The organism is Pseudoduganella rivuli (assembly GCF_009674485.1).
Lineage (GTDB): Bacteria > Pseudomonadota > Gammaproteobacteria > Burkholderiales > Burkholderiaceae_D > Rugamonas > Rugamonas rivuli_B.
Window position 1 is genome coordinate 56,349 of record NZ_WKJJ01000013.1, and the last position, 21,367, is coordinate 77,715.

Annotated in this window: 20 protein-coding genes; 12 read left to right on the plus strand and 8 right to left on the minus strand. The window is 61.1% G+C overall.

Going from position 1 to position 21,367, the window contains the following annotated elements; all coding sequences use genetic code 11:
- The first annotated feature begins 37 nt into the window (after nt 1–37).
- Nucleotides 38–805 (plus strand): hypothetical protein, encoded by a 768-nt coding sequence (locus GJ700_RS20470; protein ID WP_154377337.1) that lies wholly within the window; start codon nt 38–40, stop codon nt 803–805.
- Between the two features lie 130 nt (nt 806–935).
- Here GJ700_RS20470 and GJ700_RS20475 read toward each other — a convergent pair whose 3' ends face one another.
- The 8 genes from GJ700_RS20475 to GJ700_RS20510 form a co-directional block, all read right to left on the minus strand.
- Nucleotides 936–1,730 (minus strand): aldolase, encoded by a 795-nt coding sequence (locus GJ700_RS20475; protein ID WP_154377338.1) that lies wholly within the window; start codon nt 1,728–1,730, stop codon nt 936–938.
- On the minus strand, nt 1,727–2,443 hold the full coding sequence (locus tag GJ700_RS20480) for an iron-containing redox enzyme family protein (RefSeq protein WP_154377341.1): 717 nt from the start codon (nt 2,441–2,443) through the stop codon (nt 1,727–1,729). Before GJ700_RS20480 ends, GJ700_RS20475 begins: the two co-directional genes overlap by 4 nt.
- Complete coding sequence (locus GJ700_RS20485; protein ID WP_195763964.1) at nt 2,427–3,287, minus strand: pyridoxal-phosphate dependent enzyme; 861 nt, start codon at nt 3,285–3,287, stop codon at nt 2,427–2,429. The genes GJ700_RS20480 and GJ700_RS20485 overlap by 17 nt, the downstream gene beginning before the upstream one ends.
- Nucleotides 3,284–4,492 carry a phenylacetate--CoA ligase family protein gene (locus GJ700_RS20490; protein ID WP_195763965.1) on the minus strand — a complete coding sequence of 403 codons (1,209 nt, stop codon included), beginning with the start codon at nt 4,490–4,492 and terminating at the stop codon, nt 3,284–3,286. The genes GJ700_RS20485 and GJ700_RS20490 overlap by 4 nt, the downstream gene beginning before the upstream one ends.
- Before the next feature lie 114 nt (nt 4,493–4,606).
- Complete coding sequence (locus GJ700_RS20495; protein WP_154377346.1) at nt 4,607–5,398, minus strand: class I fructose-bisphosphate aldolase; 792 nt, start codon at nt 5,396–5,398, stop codon at nt 4,607–4,609.
- Nucleotides 5,399–5,425: 27 nt separating this feature from the next.
- Nucleotides 5,426–6,700 (minus strand): 3-dehydroquinate synthase II domain-containing protein, encoded by a 1,275-nt coding sequence (locus GJ700_RS20500; protein ID WP_154377348.1) that lies wholly within the window; start codon nt 6,698–6,700, stop codon nt 5,426–5,428.
- A gap of 63 nt (nt 6,701–6,763) precedes the next feature.
- Nucleotides 6,764–7,957 (minus strand): MFS transporter, encoded by a 1,194-nt coding sequence (locus tag GJ700_RS20505; RefSeq protein ID WP_154377350.1) that lies wholly within the window; start codon nt 7,955–7,957, stop codon nt 6,764–6,766.
- 24 nt (nt 7,958–7,981) lie between these two features.
- Complete coding sequence (locus tag GJ700_RS20510) at nt 7,982–9,667, minus strand: class I adenylate-forming enzyme family protein (RefSeq protein WP_154377352.1); 1,686 nt, start codon at nt 9,665–9,667, stop codon at nt 7,982–7,984.
- Nucleotides 9,668–9,918: 251 nt separating this feature from the next.
- Between GJ700_RS20510 and xdhA the strand changes: the two genes are divergently transcribed.
- From xdhA to GJ700_RS20565, 11 genes are all read left to right on the plus strand, one after another.
- The gene (gene xdhA, locus GJ700_RS20515; RefSeq protein ID WP_154377354.1) at nt 9,919–11,388 is read left to right on the plus strand and encodes a xanthine dehydrogenase small subunit; all 1,470 of its coding nucleotides are present in this window, start codon (nt 9,919–9,921) and stop codon (nt 11,386–11,388) included.
- Between the two features lie 32 nt (nt 11,389–11,420).
- Entirely contained in the window at nt 11,421–13,763 is a 2,343-nt protein-coding gene (gene xdhB, locus GJ700_RS20520) for a xanthine dehydrogenase molybdopterin binding subunit (RefSeq protein ID WP_154377356.1), read from the plus strand.
- 63 nt (nt 13,764–13,826) lie between these two features.
- Entirely contained in the window at nt 13,827–14,438 is a 612-nt protein-coding gene (locus GJ700_RS20525; RefSeq protein ID WP_154377358.1) for a response regulator transcription factor, read from the plus strand.
- A complete protein-coding gene (locus tag GJ700_RS20530) occupies nt 14,438–16,117 on the plus strand; it encodes a sensor histidine kinase (RefSeq protein ID WP_154377360.1) in 1,680 nt (559 codons plus the stop codon). The genes GJ700_RS20525 and GJ700_RS20530 overlap by 1 nt, the downstream gene beginning before the upstream one ends.
- Before the next feature lie 47 nt (nt 16,118–16,164).
- The gene (locus GJ700_RS20535; protein ID WP_154377362.1) at nt 16,165–16,602 is read left to right on the plus strand and encodes a carboxymuconolactone decarboxylase family protein; all 438 of its coding nucleotides are present in this window, start codon (nt 16,165–16,167) and stop codon (nt 16,600–16,602) included.
- Nucleotides 16,603–16,737: 135 nt separating this feature from the next.
- Nucleotides 16,738–17,079: a ComEA family DNA-binding protein gene (locus GJ700_RS20540; protein WP_154377364.1), complete on the plus strand. Its 342-nt coding sequence runs from the start codon at nt 16,738–16,740 to the stop codon at nt 17,077–17,079.
- A 170-nt stretch (nt 17,080–17,249) separates the two neighbouring features.
- A complete protein-coding gene (locus GJ700_RS20545; protein WP_154377366.1) occupies nt 17,250–18,512 on the plus strand; it encodes a DUF4214 domain-containing protein in 1,263 nt (420 codons plus the stop codon).
- A gap of 11 nt (nt 18,513–18,523) precedes the next feature.
- Nucleotides 18,524–19,012 carry a TlpA family protein disulfide reductase gene (locus GJ700_RS20550; RefSeq protein WP_154377369.1) on the plus strand — a complete coding sequence of 163 codons (489 nt, stop codon included), beginning with the start codon at nt 18,524–18,526 and terminating at the stop codon, nt 19,010–19,012.
- 18 nt (nt 19,013–19,030) lie between these two features.
- Nucleotides 19,031–19,261, plus strand: coding sequence for a DUF4266 domain-containing protein (locus GJ700_RS20555; RefSeq protein WP_154377371.1), 231 nt, complete (start codon nt 19,031–19,033; stop codon nt 19,259–19,261).
- 3 nt (nt 19,262–19,264) lie between these two features.
- Nucleotides 19,265–20,398 carry a DUF3570 domain-containing protein gene (locus tag GJ700_RS20560; RefSeq protein WP_229507136.1) on the plus strand — a complete coding sequence of 378 codons (1,134 nt, stop codon included), beginning with the start codon at nt 19,265–19,267 and terminating at the stop codon, nt 20,396–20,398.
- Entirely contained in the window at nt 20,389–21,312 is a 924-nt protein-coding gene (locus tag GJ700_RS20565; protein ID WP_371868051.1) for an FAD:protein FMN transferase, read from the plus strand. The genes GJ700_RS20560 and GJ700_RS20565 overlap by 10 nt, the downstream gene beginning before the upstream one ends.
- Nucleotides 21,313–21,367: the final 55 nt, after the last annotated feature.

Genomic DNA, 21,367 nt, shown 5'->3' on the forward strand with positions numbered 1-21,367 from the left:
TACTAAAGTAGCGCCCGTTCGTTCAACGGGAGATCACATGGCACTCAACCTATGGCGCGCCGGCTCCGGCATCGGCGCAATGCTGGCCGCTGCCAGCGTCCTGGCCGCCACCCCGCGCGCCAGCCTGCCGGAACCCGGGCTGTACCGTATCGATGCGGTCAACCAGCTGGAGATGGATGCGGGCAGGGCGCGGCTTGCGGAAGACGGCGCCACGGGTACCGTGACGGCCCGCACGCAGTCCGGCGGCTATGACAGCGGCGACCGGGTTTATCCCGGCAACGGCCCGCAGCAGCGCTGTATTCCCGCCACGCCGGCGTTCCCGCCGCCAGGCATCGGTGCGCCGTGCACGAATACGGCGACCCATGGTTCGCCGGGCAGTTTTATCCATACGGCCCAGTGCGGCCCGGTACAAGTCAAGGTTACGGGGAAGCAGCTGGACAAGGACACGTGGGACATCGTGCAGGAACACGTCATGACGCCGGCGCCGGGGGCGCCGGACTTGTCGGGCATGCGGCCATTGCTTGAGCGGATGGCGCAGCATGCGCCGACCGCGGAAGAGCGCGCCAAGGCCGCCGCCCAGCTGGCGCAATTGCCGGCCATGCAGGCGGACATGTCGGCCAAGCGGGCGCAAGTGCATGCCGACTTCGAGAAGGCGAAGTCGTCGGCAAAGACGCCGGAAGAGGCGGCCATGCTGGCGGCGGCACAGGCCCGGCTCCAGACCTCCGGCATGCCGATGACGGCGACGCGCCATGAGCGGTGGACGAAGATTTCTAGCAGTTGCCTTGGAGGGGCGGCGCCGAGGTAATCGCATGGACGGGATGGCGGATGAAAAACCAGACCGGGGGCGCCGTCAAGCCAGTCGCACGCCTTGGCGAATGGCTGAAGGCCCTACGTTTTATCAAAGCGTAGGGCGCTTGCCTGCCTTCAGCACTTCGCTAATCCAATACGTCTTTGCATAGCGCTGCATCCGACAGTATTCGCCGCGAATAGTAAGCAAATGCTGCCTGGGAGCGCCGTTCTGTCAGAATCCAGTCATGCGCCTCCCTTGCCAGTGCGGGTTGCAACGGTTTGATCTGGCCAGCGCTGGCGGCCAGTAAGTGCAGGTGCGCGGCGCGCTCAAACTGAATTGCAACCATACATGCTTCCTCGATCGAAGCGCAGGCCACGACCAGACCGTGGTGTGCCAACAGTAACGCACGTTTACTGCCAAGGGCCTTGCTGATGATGTCACCCTCCTCATTGCCAACAGGTACGCCTGGCCACTCCGGTAGGAAAGCCACATCATCAAATAGCGGCGTCGTGTCCATATGCGAAATAGCCAATGGCTGTTCCAGCATCGACAGCGCGGACGTATAAAGCGGATGGGTATGAATAATGCAGCGCACGTCTGGCCGGGCATTGTAGATCCAGCTATGGAAGCGGTTGGCCGGATTAGGCATCCCTTGGCCGCTTAACAGACGCAAGTCCGGATCGACCACCAGCAGATTTGATGCGGTAATTTCATCGAAGCCAAGGCCAAGCTGCTGCGTCAAAAATGTGCCGTCGTCGCCCGTGCGCGCCGTGATTTGTCCCGCCAGTCCGGAAGCATGTCCGTGCCGGTGCAGGATACGGCAGGTCAGGGCGACTTTTTCGCGGTCTGTCCAGCTCGGCTGTTCCAGACATTGCTGCATTTGCGTGTGGGCGGAAACCATCAGCGCTTGCCTGGATTGCGGCATGCCGGCGGTGCTCATGCCGCATGGGCCGGAGCGGCCTGATGTACTGCCTGCACAGCGTGGGCCATGGCTTCGATGTCGGAAAAGAAGCGTAAGCGGCTGTTTACCAAGGCTTCCCCCGCCTGCAACATGATATCGAGTTGCGCAGGATTTTCCTCGGCCATTGCGACCATCAAATCGCGTATTGTCTCGGCATGACCATCGTCGCATGCGACGTGAATCCGGAAGAACTCGAGTTCCGCCAGCTCCACGCCCTGCGCTAAAAAGCCTTCGATGATGTCTGCATACATGCTGGGCACCAGCGCCTCCGCCCCCAGGCATAATGCGCCGAGGCCATATGCGGGGTTCGACTGCTTGCAATGGTCGAGCATGTCGCGAATCAGCCAGGCGGTGCCTGCATAAGGGTCGGCTTGTATCGTCAAGATGCCAAAGTGGCCGAGCATCTGTTTGTAGAGCAGATGATGCGGCAGTTCGTCCGCATCACTGAGGCCCAGCTCTTCGAACAGGTTATCGGCCAGTTCCAATATTTCCTGATTGCCCGGCAAATTTGCCATCAGGGCGCACAGGTAACGCGTGAAATGACTGCTGTAGAGACCCTGCTGGACGAGGAACAGCTTGAGTTCCTTAAGCCCTACCTGGCCGGCGCGGCAGCGCCGAAGGAAGCTGTGCGCTCGTACGCGGGTGATCAGTTCATGTTTCTTTGCTTCGAGTTTTTCAATGTAGAGGTTCATGATGTTGTCGTTGATTGGATTGGCAGAGGGCGGTTAACATCGGCGAAGCACAGACCGCGATGATTTCACCGGTGACGCCGCCTTGGCGCAATTGATGCGCCGCCTCGATACATGCACCGGATGAGGGGCCCACTGCTTCGCCTGTGGCGCGCATCGCCGCATGCGCCGCCCGCCAGGCCAGTGACGATGGCACACTGAGAATACCGTCCACGGCGGTGGGATCGAAAAGGGTGCTTGGGATGGGAGGGGCCAGGCCCGTAATGTCATGCGGGCGCCAGCGCTGTCCCTGTAGTACCGCGGCTTCGGCGGGTTCGACCGCGTATACCTTGACACCGTGTGGCCGCAGCGCGGCAGCCATCCCCATGACCGACGCCGCGGTGCCGGCGCCCACCGTGACGGCTGCAATGGAATCCGACTGCGCCAGCAATTCCAGCCCTGCGGCGTAGTAGTAAGTACATAGCAGCGGTTCGGATAACTGTTCGACCAGCGTCCATGCCGGATTGCCACGCAGACGCGCATGCATTTTCCCGGCATCGTCGGGAGCCACCCGTACCACTTCGCTACCCAGCCACTCAATGTATCGGGTCACGGTTTCGGGCACGCCGGGAGGGGCGAACACGGTGGCGCCGCAATTGAGCTGGGCGGCTGCCCATGCAACGCTGATGCCGGCGCTGCCCGCCGACAGGATCGCAAGCCGGCTGCCGGTCGCAATCCTGCCCTGGGCCGCCATCGCGAACACAAATGGCGGCAGGCTGCGGTGCTTCATGGACAGGGATGGATTGTGGTACTCCACCTTCAACTTCAGTCCCGGCATCAGTGCCTTGGCGCAGATCAGTGGCGTCATGACGTCACGCCATCGAGGTAGGTACGCACGTTGTCCAGGTCCACATAACGGGGCAGTTTGACGCCATTGCTGCGCGCCATGCGGTCTTGCTTGACGCGCCGGATGATGTCCAGCGGCACGCTGCGCAACGGCGGCGAGACTGCCAGATGCCGCTGCAGCAGAGCTGTCGCGGTACTGGCGGCCTGCTCGGCCCGGCCGGAGCTGCAGAACCATAACTCCACCTGCTCGGCCTGCAGGGCATCCCGGTACTTCACCAGCACCGAGTCGACAATCTCAGTCAATTGATCGACCACGTTGAAAATGAGGTCGGGATAGACGGTCTGGCCGAGCACCTTCAATTGATGGTCGATGCGGCCGATGATGGTTCCCAGCCTTGGCGAACGGCGACCGCAGGCACACGGCGCCGTATCGAGCCAGGCGGCGATATCCCCGGTACCGTAGCGTACAGCAATGAATCCGCGTGGCAGCGATAGTGCCGTCACCACCACTTCCCCTGATTTGCCCGGCGCCGAGGGACGCCCGGTCAGCGGATCGACAAGTTCCACGTGCACGGCATCATCGTTAATATGGAAACCGTTGTGCGCGCGGCATTCGTGGCCAATCGAGCCAAGCTCGCTGCAGCCATACTCGTTCAACACCTCCTCGAATCCCCACACATCTTTTGCTCTTTGCGCCATGGGGGTCAATGCATTCTCGGCGTCAAATGCCGCGCAGGCGGCAAAATAAGCATATTTGGGCCGCCGCTCCAATGGCGGGAAATCCGCTCCCAGTTCATCGGCAATATTCAACATGACCATCGGATTGCCGACCACGAACTGGGGACGGTGGTAATTCATGACGTCGGCGATGCGCTGCAGCCGCTGCGCGGAACAGCGGAACGGACCGACGCCTATTTTCTTGGATGCGAGCCAAACCAGCGGTCCCAGCGAGAACATGTCGTTATTGCTCAGTAATTGAAGAAGCTTGCCACCGGGCCCTGCGCCCAGTTCGCTCAGCACGCGGGCAACGCAATCGACCCACACCTGCTCCTGTTGCCGGTGTACCGGCAGTTCGACCGGCCGCCCCGTCGTGCCGGACGAGCTGACCACATCGACAAAATCGCCGTATTCGACCAGGTCATCCCAGTTTGCCGACAAGTCTTTTTTGCGGATAATCGGTAGCCTGTCGAATTGTCCGCGATCGACCATTGCCAGCACTTCCGGCAAGTCCCTTTCCCAGCGGCGGGCATAGTAGCGGCGCTGATAGGCGGCGCTGATGCTGGCTTTTAATCTGCTATAGGTTTGCATAGGTTTTATCGAAAAATAAGTGTACCGGCGGTGCTACGCCGCGCGGATCTGCTGCTTGCCGTCGAAGTCCGGCATGCGCCGCCGGAGAATGTCCAGCGTTTTGCGTAAAATCTTCCGTGGGTCGGGATGCTGAAACACGTTGCGCCCGGCGCAGATGCCTGCGGCGTCATAGCGCACACTTGCGTCCGCCAGATCCAGCAGCCGGGTTTCATCGTCCAGTGCGCCGCCGGCAAACAGCACCGGGGTGTGCGCCTGTATTCCGTCGAGTAATTCGGGAATACGCTCCAGATTGGCAGGGGCCGCTACTTTCAGCGCATCGGCACCGAGTTCCACTGCCGCACGCATGAAATGGCGCAGGTTATTCAAGCTGTTATGTTCGCCGGTCTTGTCGTAGACCATGACCAGCACCGGCAGGCCGTAACGGTGCGCCTCGTCCACGACACTGCCGATCAGGTGCAAGTTATACGCCGCAGTCGCCGGGGTGAAATTGGCCTGGATGGAGACGCCATCGGCGCCCAGCCTGACGGCTGCTTCCACACTGGTAAACATCACCTTGCAGTCCGGGCTCTCGTCGAGATTAAGGGCGCCGTTCAGATGGATCATCATCCCGCAGCCGCTGACGCACTTCAGATGTTCCGCCATTCCCTTATGTAAGACTACGCCGGTCACCAAGTCCGGCGACAGCCAGGACTTGATCTGGTGCGGGCTGTGTAAACCGTCGATCGGCCCCATCGTCAAACCATGGTCGATCGGTACCACCAGGCAGCGTCCTTCGCCGCCATCCTGAAAATGCGCCCAGCGGCGTTTGCGTGCAAATGCTGTCATAAAGGCTCCTGAATGGTCGGGTCCGTTTTAAGATTCCAGGATATGTTCATCGACGCGCACACCGACATGGCGTCCCGGGGTCGTTGTGTAGCCCAGGACCTTGTCACCAGGCTTGAGCTCGGTCACATTCAGCGGCGTGGCCTTGTCGGAGAAGATGCGCACGTGCCAGTCGTCCTGCATGACGATGTTGACCAGCTTGTTGTCCGGGAAGCGGACTTCGATCAGTATCAATGGACGAATTTCCGTTTTCACGCGGCCGACGTAGATCTCCCGGGTACGTCCCTTCGAATTGACCAGCGTAATGCGCGAGCCGGCCCGCAATTCGCTGATGTAGCTGGTGCGGTCGCTGGCATTGAAGACATAGCTGTGGACCGATGCGGCATTGATGCGGAAAGGCCGCAGTTCCATGTAAGGCAAATGGAAGACCTCGGGACAGCAGAAAATGCCGCCGGTTGATGTGGAGCCGACCAGGATGCCCTCGTCCGGTTCGAACATATGGGTGGTATCGATGCAAGCGCGATGTCCCAGCCCCAAGTGCTCGGTGCGGACCACGGTGCCGATTTGCAGATCCAGCGTGGCAAGCCGGGCGTCATCGAGCTTGCGTGCCAGCGCGTCGAACTGTGGCACGTCGACAATGGACGACACCACGCCGTCGCTGCCAAGTTCCAGCACACCCAATGCGATCACTGCATCATGAATGTCGGTTCCTACTTCCTTGAGGAGCACGGTATTGGACTTATGCAGTTCCGCGATGACCAGTTCCAGGGGAATGTTGGTCGGGTCCTTGAACGCCACCATCAGGTAGTCGTGGCCCCAGCCTTCGCGGAACGACGCATGCAGTGAAGCGGCATCGTTGACGCCGATGCGCAGGCAGGTTTTAAAGCCGGCTTCCCGCGCCTGCTGCAGCGTGGCCGCGTCGGGACTGCAAATGACGTGCACGCGCGTTTGCTCCGTGCCGCCTGTCTGCGGCGTCACATGCTGCGCCAGCTTCTTCCACTCATCCTTGCCTGAGACGTGCAGCACGCGGCTGAAGCGGGCCGGCAGGCAGGCGGACAATGCTTTCATGTTGTCTGGATACATGACCATGCCGGTGAAGACGCCATGAAAGATTTTTTCACGCACGGCCTGGCGCATATCTTCCGCCAGCGGCTGCAGTGCCTTGCTGTCGTACCAGATCGCTACCTGGGGATTGGATTCATTGGCCGATGGCGACTGGTGGACGGCGGAATGTTCGTAGTTGCGTTTCTCGCTTTTTTGTACGGCTGGCGGCAAAGCTGCGACGGATTCGGTGATGCTGGACATACTGACTCCTATGATGAGGTAACGCTCAGGGTGAGGCCCAGGGGGCCGGTTGGTTAAAGCCGGTTATTTCTGTTGCACGGCAAATGCCGGCATGGGTTCGTCGCTTGCGGCGCGCATGGCGGGGATCGAAATCAGCAGGCCCAGGCCAGCGAGCACACTGGAGGCCGTGGCGACCCAATGGAATCCCGCGTCGGCATAGATCGCGCCGCCGGTCACCGAACCCAGCGTGATGCCGACATACAGGCTGCTCCCCATCAGCGCCATGACACTGGCGCGGCGCGATGGAAATACTTTTGCGGCGCAGGCCTGCAGCGCAGGGAACAACCCGAACGACACCAGTGCCACGGCAAACAGCGCGGGGCCCAGCAGCGGGGGCTGGCGGGTTGAAGGGCCGGCATACAGGGCAGCCAGGGCGCCAAAGGCAACTGCCATCATGACGAATGAACCTTGCACGACCCGATGGGCGCCATAACGGTCCGCCAGCTTCCCACCCGACAATCCACCCAGGGTGGCGCCTGCGCCGTAGCATGCAATCAGCATGGCCACCGTGCCGGGCATGCTGGCAAATTGCAGGGCGAGTGCACTGCCAAGATAGGTGTAGCTGGTATAGACGGCGACCGACCAGGCCACCATCGTGACCAGGAAGACCCAGGCACCGCGCAGGCTGCCAGCATGGGAAGCCGACGGGGAAGGGGCGGATGCCGTGACAGGCCAGCAACGCAGGTTGAACGGCAACATCATGGCCAGCAAGATCGCAATCAGCACAAACACATCGCGCCAATCGGACCAGGCTGCAATCATCATGCCCACAGGTGCGCCGCCGACCAGCGACAGCACCAGTCCGGAATTGACAATGGCCAGGCTGAAGGCCCGCCGCTCGGGAGGCGCGGAAGCTGCCGTCAGCGCATAGATCATGGGCGAAATGGACGCGGCTGCCAGGCCGGCAAAACAGCGGCTGGCGATCAGCAACGGCAGCGTCGTAGCCCAGGCGGTTGCCAGATTGGCCAGCACCAGCGATGTGATGCCGAATGCCAGTACCTTGCGTGCGCCGGTGCGTTCGGCGATCTGGCCTTGCAGCGGGCACAGCAGGGCATAAGCGATGCTGAATCCGCCGACCAGCACGCCAAGCGACGCCGGCGTGCTGTGCATGTCGGCGGCGATCGCGGGCAGGAACGGGGAAATGATGAACAGATCTGTCCCTACCAGGAACATGGTCAGCCAGCCGAATAGCAGCTTGTTTCGTGCAAAGAAGTGCATTTGGGGTCTCCTGGAAAAGGGGAATTACCGGGCGCCTGTCGGCGCGTGATTCCACAGCACCGACGTAAATACCTCACGCTCGCCATGACAGTAGGCGCGATAGGTGTCCCAGAATGTTTCGCGCAAGGCGCGTTTGAGCACCTTGCCGGTGGCGCCGGTTGGTGCCTTGAAACCGGCGCCGGCGAGGCAGACACCGATCGCGTAGCCACGCCCACGCAGCACCGCCAGTGCCGGCTGCTGCAATAGGATTTCCAGCACCGCTTGCGGATCCGCGTTGGCGCCGGCGTGCGGCACCACCAGTGCAATCAGACTGTGTTCCCTGGTCGGCAGGCGTCCCACGCCGATGACGTGCGCATCGTGCACCGCTGGCAGTTGCTGGATCAGTTCCTCAAGCGGCAGCGAATAGGCCGGCCCGGCCGCTGTGGCAATTACGTCGACTGCGCGGTCCTGGTGATAAAAGTTACCTTCGGGGTCAAAGTAGCCGACATCGCCAGTGAGCCAGTGCTGCCCCAGCCGGCACATTTCAGTCAAATGCGGTGCGTTGTAGTAGCCGGGGGTGACGGTCGGTGATTTGATCGCAAGGTAACCGGTCTCACCTGCCGGCAGTTCGTTGCCCAGCGCATCGAGAACCCGCGCGCTGGCATACGGCGCCGGCTGTCCCACGCAACGGCGCGATGTCACGGCATTGGCGGCCGACACTTTCCAGAAGCACGACATGCCCAGTTCCGATGCGCCGAACCCGTCAAAGAAGCGCGCGTCCGGCGCGAGTGCCAACAATTGGCTGATATGCGCTTCGTGCGCCGAGTCGCCCGTATTGATCATGCGCCGCACCGTACCGAAAGCGCCTGACGGCAAGCCCTGGCTGATCAGGGATAGGTAAGTTTGAGGAAATGCGACCAGCACGGTGGGCTGGAATGCCTGAATCTGCGCCGCTACCGTACTCCCTGTCAGCGTGCTCAATATTCTTGTCGGCAATCCCAGCATCGTCGCTGTCATCAGATAGCTGATTCCTGCGGAATGCGATTGGGGAAATGCCGTCAGCATGCGTTCGTTATCGGTTTCGATAAAGTTTCTTAACCGTTCGCGTTTTCCATTAAAAAACTGGGTATGACTGAAAATGACGGCTTTGGGAATACCTGTGGTTCCGGAACTGTGGCAAATCATTACCGTATCGTCCTCAGCCTTTTCCAGCGGCCAATCGGTCGGCATGGTTTCGGGCCGTGCGGAAAACGTCGTGGCGGAATTCAGGACCTGGATGTCCCGCAACTCCTCGGCGATTGACTCATCGAAATTAATATTGCCATCATGCACAAAATATCCAAAACCGTTGGCGCGCGCATACCGCGCCGCAATGGACGTTGGCATTTGACTGTTAATTGGGACAGGAATGGCGCCGATACTGTTCAGCGCCAAAAAATGCAGGAACGGTGAACATCCTTCTTCCGTGTAAGTGCACACGTAGGCGCCGCGCTTAATGTTGTGGGCGCGGTACCAATGCGCCAGGTCCATGACGGCCTGCAGTAGCTGACGCATGCTCAATTCATCATATTCGTCGCCATACGGTGTACGGAATGGTTTTTCAAGGAATAAAAATGGGACATCCCGTGTTTTACATAGTTCATAAGTTTTAAAGAGAAAGTTACCTGCCCCCAGTTGACTATCTTCATACAAGTAATTTCGTGCGGATTGCGATAATAAAGAGGTGCTCACTTCGGCTCCTGAGGTTTTTGACGATGTTGTTTAGACTGCTGATGTGGCAGGCTATCTTTTTAATTGCGGAGGCTATGGTGATGGGAAATGGGGAATCAGTACATATGGGATTTCTCATGGTTTGTTTTGTTTTCAATTTAAATTAACTAGTCATATAAATTAATAAATAGATATTATTTTTATGGGCTTATAGGTGCGTTGTCGGACGGCTGATAGTCTGAATAAAAAGAATATCAATCAAAGGAAAAATCATGTCCGATCCAATCCGCTTTATGTATAAAGGCGCCGTTCACAGCGTTAATGAGAGCGCCCCCACGCAAACCATCCTGCAGCATTTGCGCGAGGATTTGCATTGCACCGGGACCAAGGAGGGATGTGCTGAAGGCGACTGTGGCGCATGTACCGTGGTGGTGGCGGAACTGCAGGGCGGCGAAGTACAAATGAAGGCAGTCAACGCCTGCATCCAGTTCCTTCCCACGCTCGATGGCAAGGCGTTGTTTACCGTGGAAGATTTGCAGCAGCCGGATGGAGGGCTGCATCCGGTTCAGCAGGCGCTGGTGGACTGCCATGGCTCTCAGTGCGGTTTTTGCACGCCAGGCATCGCCATGTCGCTATGGGGCCTGTACCTGAAACAGCAGACATGTGGAACGACGCCGTGCCGGCGCGATATTAACGATGCGCTGTCCGGTAACCTGTGCCGCTGTACCGGCTACCGGCCCATCATTGAAGCCGCTGCGCGCATGGGTGAATTCGATGCGCCGGAATTCGACCGCGCAGGATTGCTGGCGTCCCTGGCGCCATTGCAACGGGATGCCATGTTCATTTATGCGGCAGGGGAGAGCCGGTTTTACGCGCCGCGCACGCTTTCGCAGTTGCTCGAGATCCGCGCGGACTTGCCCGAGGCGCGTTTGCTGGCGGGATCGACAGATGTTGGCCTGTGGGTGACCAAGCAGATGCGGATATTGGGCGACATTATTTATCTGGGGGCGGTGCCGGAGCTACGCGCCATCACCGAGCGCGACGACATGCTGGAAATCGGCGCCGGCGTCACATTGACCGACGCGTTTGATGCGCTGTGCCGCCACTACGGTCCAGAACTCGATGAGATGCGGCAGCGTTTCGCGTCTTTACCGATTCGCAATGCGGGTACGCTGGGCGGCAACGTCGCCAATGGCTCGCCGATTGGCGATTCGATGCCGTGGCTGATCGCACTGGGCTCGCAGGTCGTATTGCATGGCGCGCGTGGGCGGCGTGTGCTGGCATTGGAAGACTTTTATCTGGACTACCAGAAGAAGGACTTGCACGCTGACGAGATCGTCGAGTCGGTACGGGTGCCGCTGCCGCTGGCCGGCCGCCAATTCCGCACTTACAAGCTGGCCAAGCGTTTTGATCAGGATATTTCCGCCGTGTGCGCGGCCTTCTGCATTGAACTCGATACCGATGTGGTCCGTGACGTGCGCATCGCCTTTGGCGGCATGGCCGCGATTCCCAAGCGTGCCGCCAGGGCCGAAGCTGTCTTGCGTGGCGCAATCTGGAGTGAGGCGGTGCTGCGGCAGGCAAAAGATGCGTTGGCCGAGGACTATGCGCCGTTGAGCGACATGCGCGCGTCCAGCGCTTACCGCATGCAGGCGGCGCAAAACCTGCTGCATCGCTTCTGGCTCGAAACGCGCCCTGAACATGCGATGCCCGCTGTGCTGGTCAATGCCTTTGCGTGGCAATAACCCATTTACCAAAAACGAAACGGAGACTGACAATGAATCAACCGACCGAAGCCCGCCTGCTGGCGGAGAGCGACATCATGTGGGCGGAAGTAGGCCAATCCCGCCCCCATGAATCGGCGCAGCTGCATGTCCTGGGGACTGCGAACTATGTCGATGACATTCGTGAAGTGCAGGGTACCCTGCACGCGGCGCTGGGTCTGTCGCAGAAGGCGCACGCGAAAATCCGCGCCATTGATCTTGAGGCGGTGCGCAACTCGCCGGGCGTGGTGGCGGTGTGCACGGCGGCCGATATCCCCGGCGCCAATGACTGCGGTCCCATTATCCACGACGATCCGATTCTGGCGGATGGCTTGGTGCAATACGTGGGTCAGCCAATGTTCATTGTGGTGGCTGACAGCCACGATAACGCGCGGCGCGCGGCGCGCAAGGCCGTGGTTGACTATGAAGAGCTGCCTGCGTTGCTGACACCCCAGCAAGCCCGTGATGCAAACTCGTTCGTGCTGCCCCCGATGCAATTGCGGCGCGGCCAGTTTGAGCAAGCTTATGCGGCGGCCCCACACAAGCTGCAGGGCAAGCTGGCGGTGGGAGGCCAGGAACAGTTCTATCTGGAAGGCCAGATTTCGTATGCCATTCCTAAAGAAGATGGCGGCATGCTGGTGCTGTGTTCGACCCAGCACCCGACTGAAATGCAACACACGGTCGCGCATGCACTGGACTTGCTGTCGCATAAGGTGCAGGTGGAGTGCCGCCGCATGGGCGGCGGGTTTGGCGGCAAGGAAACCCAGTCCGCGCTGTGGGCCGGGGCCGCAGCCATTGCCGCCAACTATGTCAAGGGGCCCGTCAAACTGCGCGCCGACCGCGACGACGATATGATGGTCACCGGCAAACGTCACTGCTTCTGGTACGAATATGAAGCAGGGTATGACGACGAGGGCCGCATCCTGGCGGCCAAGGTGGAAATGCTGACGCGCGCGGGTTTTTCCGCCGACCTGTCCGGTCCTGTCGCGACGCGTGCCGTCTGCCACTTCGATAATGCCTACTACTTGTCCGACGTCGACATCGTGGCCATGTGCGCCCGCACCAACACCCAGTCAAACACAGCGTTCCGTGGTTTTGGCGGGCCCCAGGGGGCGATCGCCATTGAATACATCATCGATGAAATCGCGCGCAACCTGGGGCGGGATGCACTCGATGTCCGCAAGGCGAATTTTTATGGACGCGATCCGGATGGCGCCCGTAATACCACGCCATACGGCCAGCCGGTAAAGGACAACGTCATCCACGAGCTGGTGGCGCAGCTGGAGTCGGACAGCAGTTACCGCGCGCGGCGCGCGGCGGCCCGGGAGTTCAATGCCATGAGCCCGGTATTGAAGAAAGGGATCGCATTGACGCCCGTGAAATTCGGCGTTGCGTTCAACACAGTGCATCAAAACCAGGCCGGCGCGCTGGTGCATGTGTACGTGGATGGCTCGGTGCTGGTCAATCACGGCGGCACCGAGATGGGACAGGGCGTCAATACCAAAGTGGCCCAAGTCGTGGCCCAGCAATTGGGCGTGGACCTGTCGCTGGTGCAGGTCAGCGCTACCGATACCGCCAAAATCGCCAACACTTCGCCTACCGCCGCTTCGACCGGCGCTGACTTGAATGGCAAGGCCGCGCAGGATGCCGCGCGGCAGATTTGCGAGCGGTTGGCGCAAATGGTGGCCAAGGAATACGGAGCCGATCCTGCTGACGTTCAATTCCGCAACAACCACGTGCACGTCGGGGGCCGGGCGCTGCCGTTCAAACAAGTCGTTGCGAAGGCCTACCTCGCGCGGGTTCAGCTGTGGTCCGACGGTTTTTATGCCACACCGAACCTGTGCTGGGACAGCAAGACGATGACAGGCACCCCGTTTTCATATTTTGCATATGGTGCTGCCGTATCGGAAGTGATTGTCGATACGCTCACTGGCGAGTGGAAGTTGTTGCGGGCGGATGCGCTGTACGATGCAGGCAATTCATTGAATCCCGCGATTGACAAGGGGCAGGTTGAGGGCGCGTTTATCCAGGGCATGGGCTGGCTGACAACCGAGGAGCTGTGGTGGAACCAGATGGGCAAGCTGATGACGCATGCACCATCGACGTACAAGATTCCAGCGGTGTCGGATTGCCCGGAAGACTTCCGCGTCAGCCTGTACAAGAACGCCAATGTCACGGACAGCATCCACCGCTCCAAGGCGGTGGGCGAACCACCCTTGCTGCTGCCTTTCTCCGTCTTTTTCGCCATTCGGGATGCCGTTGCCAGCGTCGGCGACTACCGGGTCAACCCGCCGTTGCAGGCGCCGGCCACCTATGAAGCGATTTTCAACGCGGTCACAGCGGTGAGCGAAGGTTGATGAGTGTCCGGATGGCATCTCCGCGGGGACGCCACACGGAGTCCGGCGTCCGATGGAAGGAATATGGCAGACTTTCGCGATAACAACAAAGTGCTGATCGTCGAAGATCATCCACTGGTGGCCGATGCAACGGCGTTGCTGTTATCCCGCATGTCGCCGGCGCTGCAGGTGACCATCCGGCATTGCGCAGTCACGGCGCTCGCCACGTTTTACAGTCGGGCAGACTGGTTCCGCGTGCTGCTTGACCTGGATGTGCCGGGCGCGGAAGGGCTGGCGCTGGCCAGGAAGTTCGCCCAATCGTGCGGAGCCGGCAAAGTTGCGATTATTACTGCTCACGACCTGCCAGCATGGCGCACGCAGGCGAGTGAGCTGGGCATACTGGATTACATCGTCAAAGCCAGCCCGATGCATGAGTTTACCGAATCGCTGGCGCGTGTGATCGGTGCCCAAGGGACTGGTAACAGCACCAAGTCGGCTGCCACCTTGCCACTGACACGCCGTCAGCAGGATATGTTGTGTTTGCTGCGCCGTGGCTACAGCAGCAAGGATATCGCAAATCAGTTGAGAATTTCCCAAGGCACGGTTGATAACCATATTTCCAGCGTGTTGCGGGCCCTGCGCGTCACAAACCGCGCCCATGCGGTTGCCAAAGCGATTGAACTGGGATACAGCTGATGGCGGCAATGGGGGATGGCGGGGCGGTGCGATGGCGTGCCGGACGGCTGCTGGTGCGCATGCTGCTGTGGCTGGCTTTTATCATGGTGGCGGGCGTGGTGACACTGGAGGCTGTCTCGCTGCAGTCGTACCGGGAGGGTTTTTACGGATTGCTGGTCTCGGATCAGAATACGCTGCTGGAATACATTGCACGCGACCTGGACAAGAATATTGGCCAGTTGAGTGCGGCGTTATCCGCAACTGCGCTGACGGTCACGCCCTCGGCTGTCGCAGACCGTGCCAGCGCCCGTCGTTTCCTGAGCGCGAATGCCGGTTTGCGCACGCTATTTGACCGCTCGGTGTCTTTGCAGACGCCGGCGGGGAAACTGCTGGAGAGCTTCCCCGCACTTCCGGCGAACGAGGCCGTGTTGCCTTGGCCGCCAGACGCTTTGCAGCAGCTTGTTCGCAGCGGAAAACCGTTGATCTCGGAACCCTACTTGCCGTCGCAATCGCAGCGGCGGGTCATGGTGTCAATGGCCGCACCGGTATTCGCGGCGGATCGCAGTCTGCTGGCGATTCACGGTGGCAGCGTCGCCCTGGCGGATCTTGGCATGCTGTCCAGCTTTTGCCGCACCGTCATAGGGAAGACGGGATATTTATTCCTTGTGACGCGCGACGGCCGCTTGATCCAGCACCCAGACCGCAGCCGGTTGCTTGAGCGTGCCTTCCCCTACGGCAGCAACGCGGTGTTTGAGCGGGCATTGCAAGGCAAGGATGGTGCGGGTGTGGTCACCATGCCGGACGGAGAACGTTACATCGCCAGTTTCAAGCGGGTCGCTGCTACCGGATGGGTAGTCGCATCGATTCTGCCGGAAAAGGAAGCCTTCGCGGACTTTGACAAATTAGTCGGGCAATTGCTGCTGGTGATGTCCGGCGTCTGCGCAGCGGTGATGGTTTTGGTTTCCTTTCTTACCAGGCACTTGCTGGGCAGGCTGGCCTCCGCCAACCTGCGGCTGCAACGCTTACGTGGACAGGCTTTGCGTAAGTTACACAGGCGGTCGCAATTTTTTCAGGAGGCAAGCCACGATTTCAAACAACGCCTGCACGCTTTGCAGCTGCTGCTGCAGATTGGCAGTGCCGGCGATGTGGCGGGCATGCAGTCACATTTACCCAAGGCGGCGACTGTCATCAACAGTCTGAAAGCATATGTTGGGGATTTTCTGGAGTTTGCGCAGTTAGAGTCGACGGGGGTGCGCCCTGCGACCAGGACCGTTGCGCTGCAGGATGTGTTTCAGCAGCTCGACTTCATGTTTGAGGAGATGGTTCGGGAGCGAAGCGTGGCGCTCAAGATCCGGTTCACGCCGGTAGTCTTGATGACAGATGAGCGACTGTTGTTGAGGATGTTGGAAAACTTGCTATCGAATGCAGTCAAGTTCGGGCGTGGCAAAATTTTGCTTGGTGTACGCCGCCGCGGTAACGGATGGTGCATTGAGATATGGGACAACGGGCCCGGCATTCCCGCAGCAGACAAAATCCGGGTATTCGAAGCATTTGACCGTAGCGGGACAGCCGCTTGCACCGACGGCGTCGGACTGGGGCTGGCGATCGTCAAGCGCCTGGCGGCAGCGCTGGGATACCGGGTAGAGCTGCACTCCCTGCCGGGCCGTCACAGCTGCTTCAGAATTTTTATTCCAGGATGACCCGTTTTGACAAGTACGATCTATCAACCACACGGAAAGGATTTCATATGGAGCGTTTGAACTTTGCGGCGGCATCTCCCGGCGCATACAAGGCAATGGGGGGATTGGAACAATATGTGAACGACTGCAGCATTGAACCTGGGCTGCTTAAACTGGTCAAGCTGCGCAGTTCACAGATCAACGGCTGCGCGTTTTGCGTCGATATGCATGCGATGGCGGCCGGAAAAAGTGGCGAGACAGAGCGGCGGCTGTACGCGCTGCCAGTCTGGCGCGAGAGTCCTCTCTTTACGCCGCGTGAACGTGCTGCGCTTGCCTGGACCGAGCTGCTGACGAATTTGCCGTCTGGTACTGTTGGGGAGCAGGATTATGCTGCACTGCAATTGCATTTTGATGAGCGCGGGATGGTTGACTTGACCGTGGCGATTAATGCCATCAATGGCTGGAACCGGCTGGCTGTGGCTTTTGCCAAGCAAATACCCGCTTGAGCGTCATTCCAGCAGGTGGGTACGCACCGCCGGTTGAGCAGCCTCAACGTTGCTTCGTCATCGCCGCCCGCCGCCATGCGTTGGGAGGAGACAGGGCGCGGTCCAGGCCTTGCATCCACGAAAACGGAGGAAGTCATGTTGAAAAAACTGTTGCTGGCGGTATCGACGATGGCGATGGCGATGGGCGTCGCGTTTGCCCAGGTGGACGTCAATAAAGCCGATGCGGCGGCGCTGGACAGTGTGCGGGGCATCGGCCCCGCCAAGTCCAAGCTGATCCTCGACGAGCGCGGCAAGGGTGGTGAATTCAAGGATTGGGCCGACTTCGAGCGCCGCGTCAAAGGCATCGGCGACAAGAATGCCATGAAACTGTCGGAAGCCGGCCTGGTCGTCAACGGCAAATCCAAGGATGGGGCGGCAGCGAAAACGATGGAAGGCAAGCAGACCGCGAAAGCCCCGACTGCCGCGAAGAACAAGTAACCAAGCAGTCTTGAACGTCAAAAACCGCCGGCACAGCAGCCGGCGGTTTTTTTTTGAACCAAATCCCTGCGGCTTGGTATTTACGCACGACTTCAGGGGTTTGACGGAAGAATTGCGATTCCGCAAACGTAACGATAAGATCCATTCAACATTGCAGATAGGGGTTTGCTATGCATGCATTCCGTCGCAGTTCGATATTACTGCTGCTGGCGCTGGCCGCTTGCGGCGGCGACCAGTCCACGCAACCGGGCGCGCAGGGCGGCGCGCCCCGCGCCATGCAAGGAGGGGCGGTACGGCAAGGCGCCGCGCCGGCCTTTACCACCTTCAGCGGCAACGCCAGCCAGTATACGGTGACGGCCAACGCCAACGGTTTTGCCGTCACCGACATCCTCACCAGCCAGTCCACACAAGTGGCGGCAGGCGCCCGGCTGCGCTTTGCCGACAGCGCCATTGCGCTGGACCTGGATGGCATCGCGGCCCTGGGCTACCGCATTTACCAGGCCGGATTCAACCGTAAGCCGGACCTGGCCGGCCTGGGCTACTGGATCAGCCAGATGGACAACGGCATCAGCCAGCGCGACGTGGCGGCCAGCTTCGTATCGGGCGCTGAGTTTGCCGCGCTGTATGGCGGTGCGAATCCCACCAACCTCGTGTACGTCACCAAGCTGTACAACAACGTATTGCAGCGCGCACCAGAACAGGCGGGCCTCGATTATTGGGTGGGCGTGATGGACCGCGGCGAAGCCACCCGCGGCGAAGTGCTGGCCTTCTTCAGCGAAGGCGCGGAAAACAAGGCGCTGGTGGCCCCGGCCATCGTGGCCGGTATCGAATACCTGCCATGGGGCAGCAAGCTGCCATCGAATGCCGTCGCCGATTATGCGGCGCAGTATGACGGCACCGTGCGCGGCGGCGACAGCGGCAACATCAGCATCGTCGTCAACAGCAGCGGCACGGTGCAGGCGGGCGGCCATTTGAATGGCGCGAATGCCGATGTCGGCGGTTCCACGCAGCTGGCGGACGGCGGCCGCTTTGAAATGACGTATGCGGGCAATGGCCAAAGCCTGGCGCTGAAGGGATCCATCAACGTGGCGACCGGCGTGGCGACCGGGTCGTGGATCAATGCCGCCGCGAAGACCAGCGGCGTGTTCAGCGCTTCGAAACCGGTAACGCAGCCGAAGATGTTCCCGCAAGTGCAGGCCATCATTACCCAGCGCTGTGTGGGATGCCACTCGGCGCACACCACGTTCCCGGGCTATAACACGGCGCAGGCCGGCCTCAGTTTCGATACGGAAGCGCAAATCCGCGCCCAGGCCGGGTTGATCAAATCGGCCGCCGTGGATTCACAGCGCATGCCGTTCGGCAATGCGACCGGCATGACGCAGGCCGAACGTAGCACGCTGGCGGCATGGTTCAGCGCGGGTACGCCACCATGATGGCGGGCCGCATGAGACAAGGCATGCTGGCGGTCGCCGCCGTGCTGCTGGCGCCCGCCGCGCTGGCGGCGCCGGCGGCCGGCGCGCCCGCGCCCGCATTCGATTTGCCGGGTGACGCGGGCCGTATCAGCCTCGATGCCTACAAGGGCAAGCTGGTCTACGTGGATTTCTGGGCTTCGTGGTGCGGGCCATGCCGCAAATCGTTCCCGTGGATGAACAGCCTGCAGCAGCGTTACGGCGCCCATGGTTTGCAGGTGGTGGCCATCAATGTCGATGCGAAGCGCGACGATGCGGCGGCCTTCCTGGCCAAGGTACCTGCCGCGTTTGCCATCGCCTATGATCAGGCCGGCGCGACGCCCCGCGCCTACGGCATCAAGGGCATGCCCAGCAGCGCGCTGGTGGGACGCGACGGCAAGCTGTTATGGCTGCACGCGGGATTCAATGAATCGGACCAGGCCGTGCTCGACGCGCAGATCAAGGCGGCGCTTCAACTACAATGAGCTTCAACAGGAGCAAACATGCATCAATCATGTAAAGCCGTACTGGCGGCAGGGACACTGGCGGCGCTGCTGTCCGGCTGCGGCGCGGTGCAGCCGGTGGCGCCGTGGGAAAAAGGCATGCTGGCGCAGCCCAACATGCGCTTTGAGCGCGACCGCAACGAAGCCCGCTATGCGGCCCACATCTACGACAGCCGCGAAGCGGCCAGCGGCGCCGGCAGTGTCGGCGGCGGCGGCTGCGGGTGCAACTGACTTATGGCGAACATTCCTTCTTCTCCAGCCCGCGCGCTGATGCTGGCGGCGCTGGCGCTGCCCGGCGTGCAAGCGGCAGCGGAAACCATCCCCGAAGCGGGCTCGATCAGCATCGATTACCTGCATTACCAGGACAGCCAGCCCGGCATGGACCGGATCAGCGTCCGTTCGCCGTCCGTGCACATGACGATGCCCATCGCCGGCCAGTGGCTGGTGGAACTGGGCGTGGTGGGCGACCATTTGTCCGGCGCCACGCCCCGTTACCACACGTCGGTGTCCGGCGCGTCGCGCATGAAAGACGAGCGCAATGGCGCGGACATCCGCGTCACGCGCTACCTGGGCCGCGCCACGGTCAGCGCGGGCGCCGCGTATTCCGGCGAAAACGACTACCACTCGAAGGCGCTGTCGCTGGCCGGGACGCTGGCGTCGGAAGACCGCAACACGACGGGCGGCTTTGCCATCGGCGTCAGCAACGATGTGATTTCACCCGTCACGTTGGCCGTGGTGGGCGAGCGCCGCCACGCGTTCGAGTGGATGGCGACGCTGGAACAGGTGCTGACCCGCACCGACGTGGTCAAGGCCGACTTGTCGCGGTCGCGGGGGCGGGGCTATTACTCGGACCCGTACAAATTCGTCGACAACCGTCCGCGCGAACGCGACATCACCAGCGTGCTGCTGCGCTGGAACCACGCCTTCAATGATGGGTCCGCACTGCGCAGCAGCTACCGCTGGTACACGGACACCTTCGGCATCCGCGCCCATACCCTGGGCACGGAATGGGAAAAACCGCTGGCGGGCGGCTGGTCCGTCACACCCGCGGTGCGGCTGTATTCGCAATCGAAGGCGGACTTTTATTTCGATCCGGTGTACGACAGCACCTTCGGCCCGCCATTCCCGCCCGGCTATGTGTTCGGCACCAAGACCTTCATGACGGCCGACCAGCGCATGGCCGCATTCGGCGCCGCCACCTTTGGCTTGAAAGTCGCGTATGCGTTTGGCGACGGCTGGAACGTGCACGTGAAGGCGGAACGCTACCGGCAAACAGCGGGCTTGCGCTGGAGCGGCGGCGGCAGCCCCGGCCTGGCCCGCTACGATGCACAGACGTGGCAGCTGGGTATCAGCAAGCAGTGGCAGTAGCGGAAACCCTGCGCATGTACACGGTGGAATTCCACGCCATGGCCAGCCCATGCCAGGTGCTGTTGCCCGCCGCCAGCGAGCAGCAGGCACGGGCACTGGCGCAGGGCGCCATCGATGAGGTGCGGCGGATCGAAGTCAAATACTCGCGCTATCGCGACGACAGCGTGGTCACCGCCATCAACCGCGCGGCCGGCGGCGATGCCGTCGTGGTCGACGATGAAACCGCGTCCTTGCTGCACTACGCGGGGCAGTTGCACGGCATCAGCGGCGGCTTGTTCGACATCACCACCGGTGTGTTGCGCAAGGCGTGGGATTTCAAACAGGCGCGCATGCCGGCGCCGGGCCAGCTCGATGCCCTGCTGGCGCTGACGGGCTGGCACCTGGTGGAACGCCAGCGCACGGCGGGCGTCAACACCGTGCGCTTGCCGAAACCCGGCATGGAGCTGGATTTCGGCGGCTTCGGCAAGGAATACGCGGCCGACCGTGCCGCTGCAAAGCTGCTGGAGCAGGGCGTGCGGCATGGCTACGTAAACCTGGGAGGCGACTTCCACGTGCTGGGGCCGCAACTGGATGGAACGCCGTGGCGCATCGGCATCCAGGACCCGCGCCACGACGACGGCACGATCGCCGCCATCGACGTGGCGGGCGGCGCGCTGTGCACGTCCGGCGATTACGAGCGTTATTTCGACCATGAGGGCAAGCGTTATTGCCACATCCTCGATCCCCGCACCGGCTGGCCGGTGACGGCGTGGCGCTCGGTCAGCGTGCTGGCGCCGTTGACGGCGGCGGCCGGCGCCTGCGCCACCATCGCCATGCTGAAGGGCGAGGACGCGCTGGCGTTCCTGGCATCGATGGAAGTGGCTTACCTGGCGATGGATGCGGCCGGTGCGTTGCACCGCCATGCTACTTGCTGATACAAATCCGCACTTCCATCCCGCGGGCGGGCCATGCGATGATCGTCCATCGAGC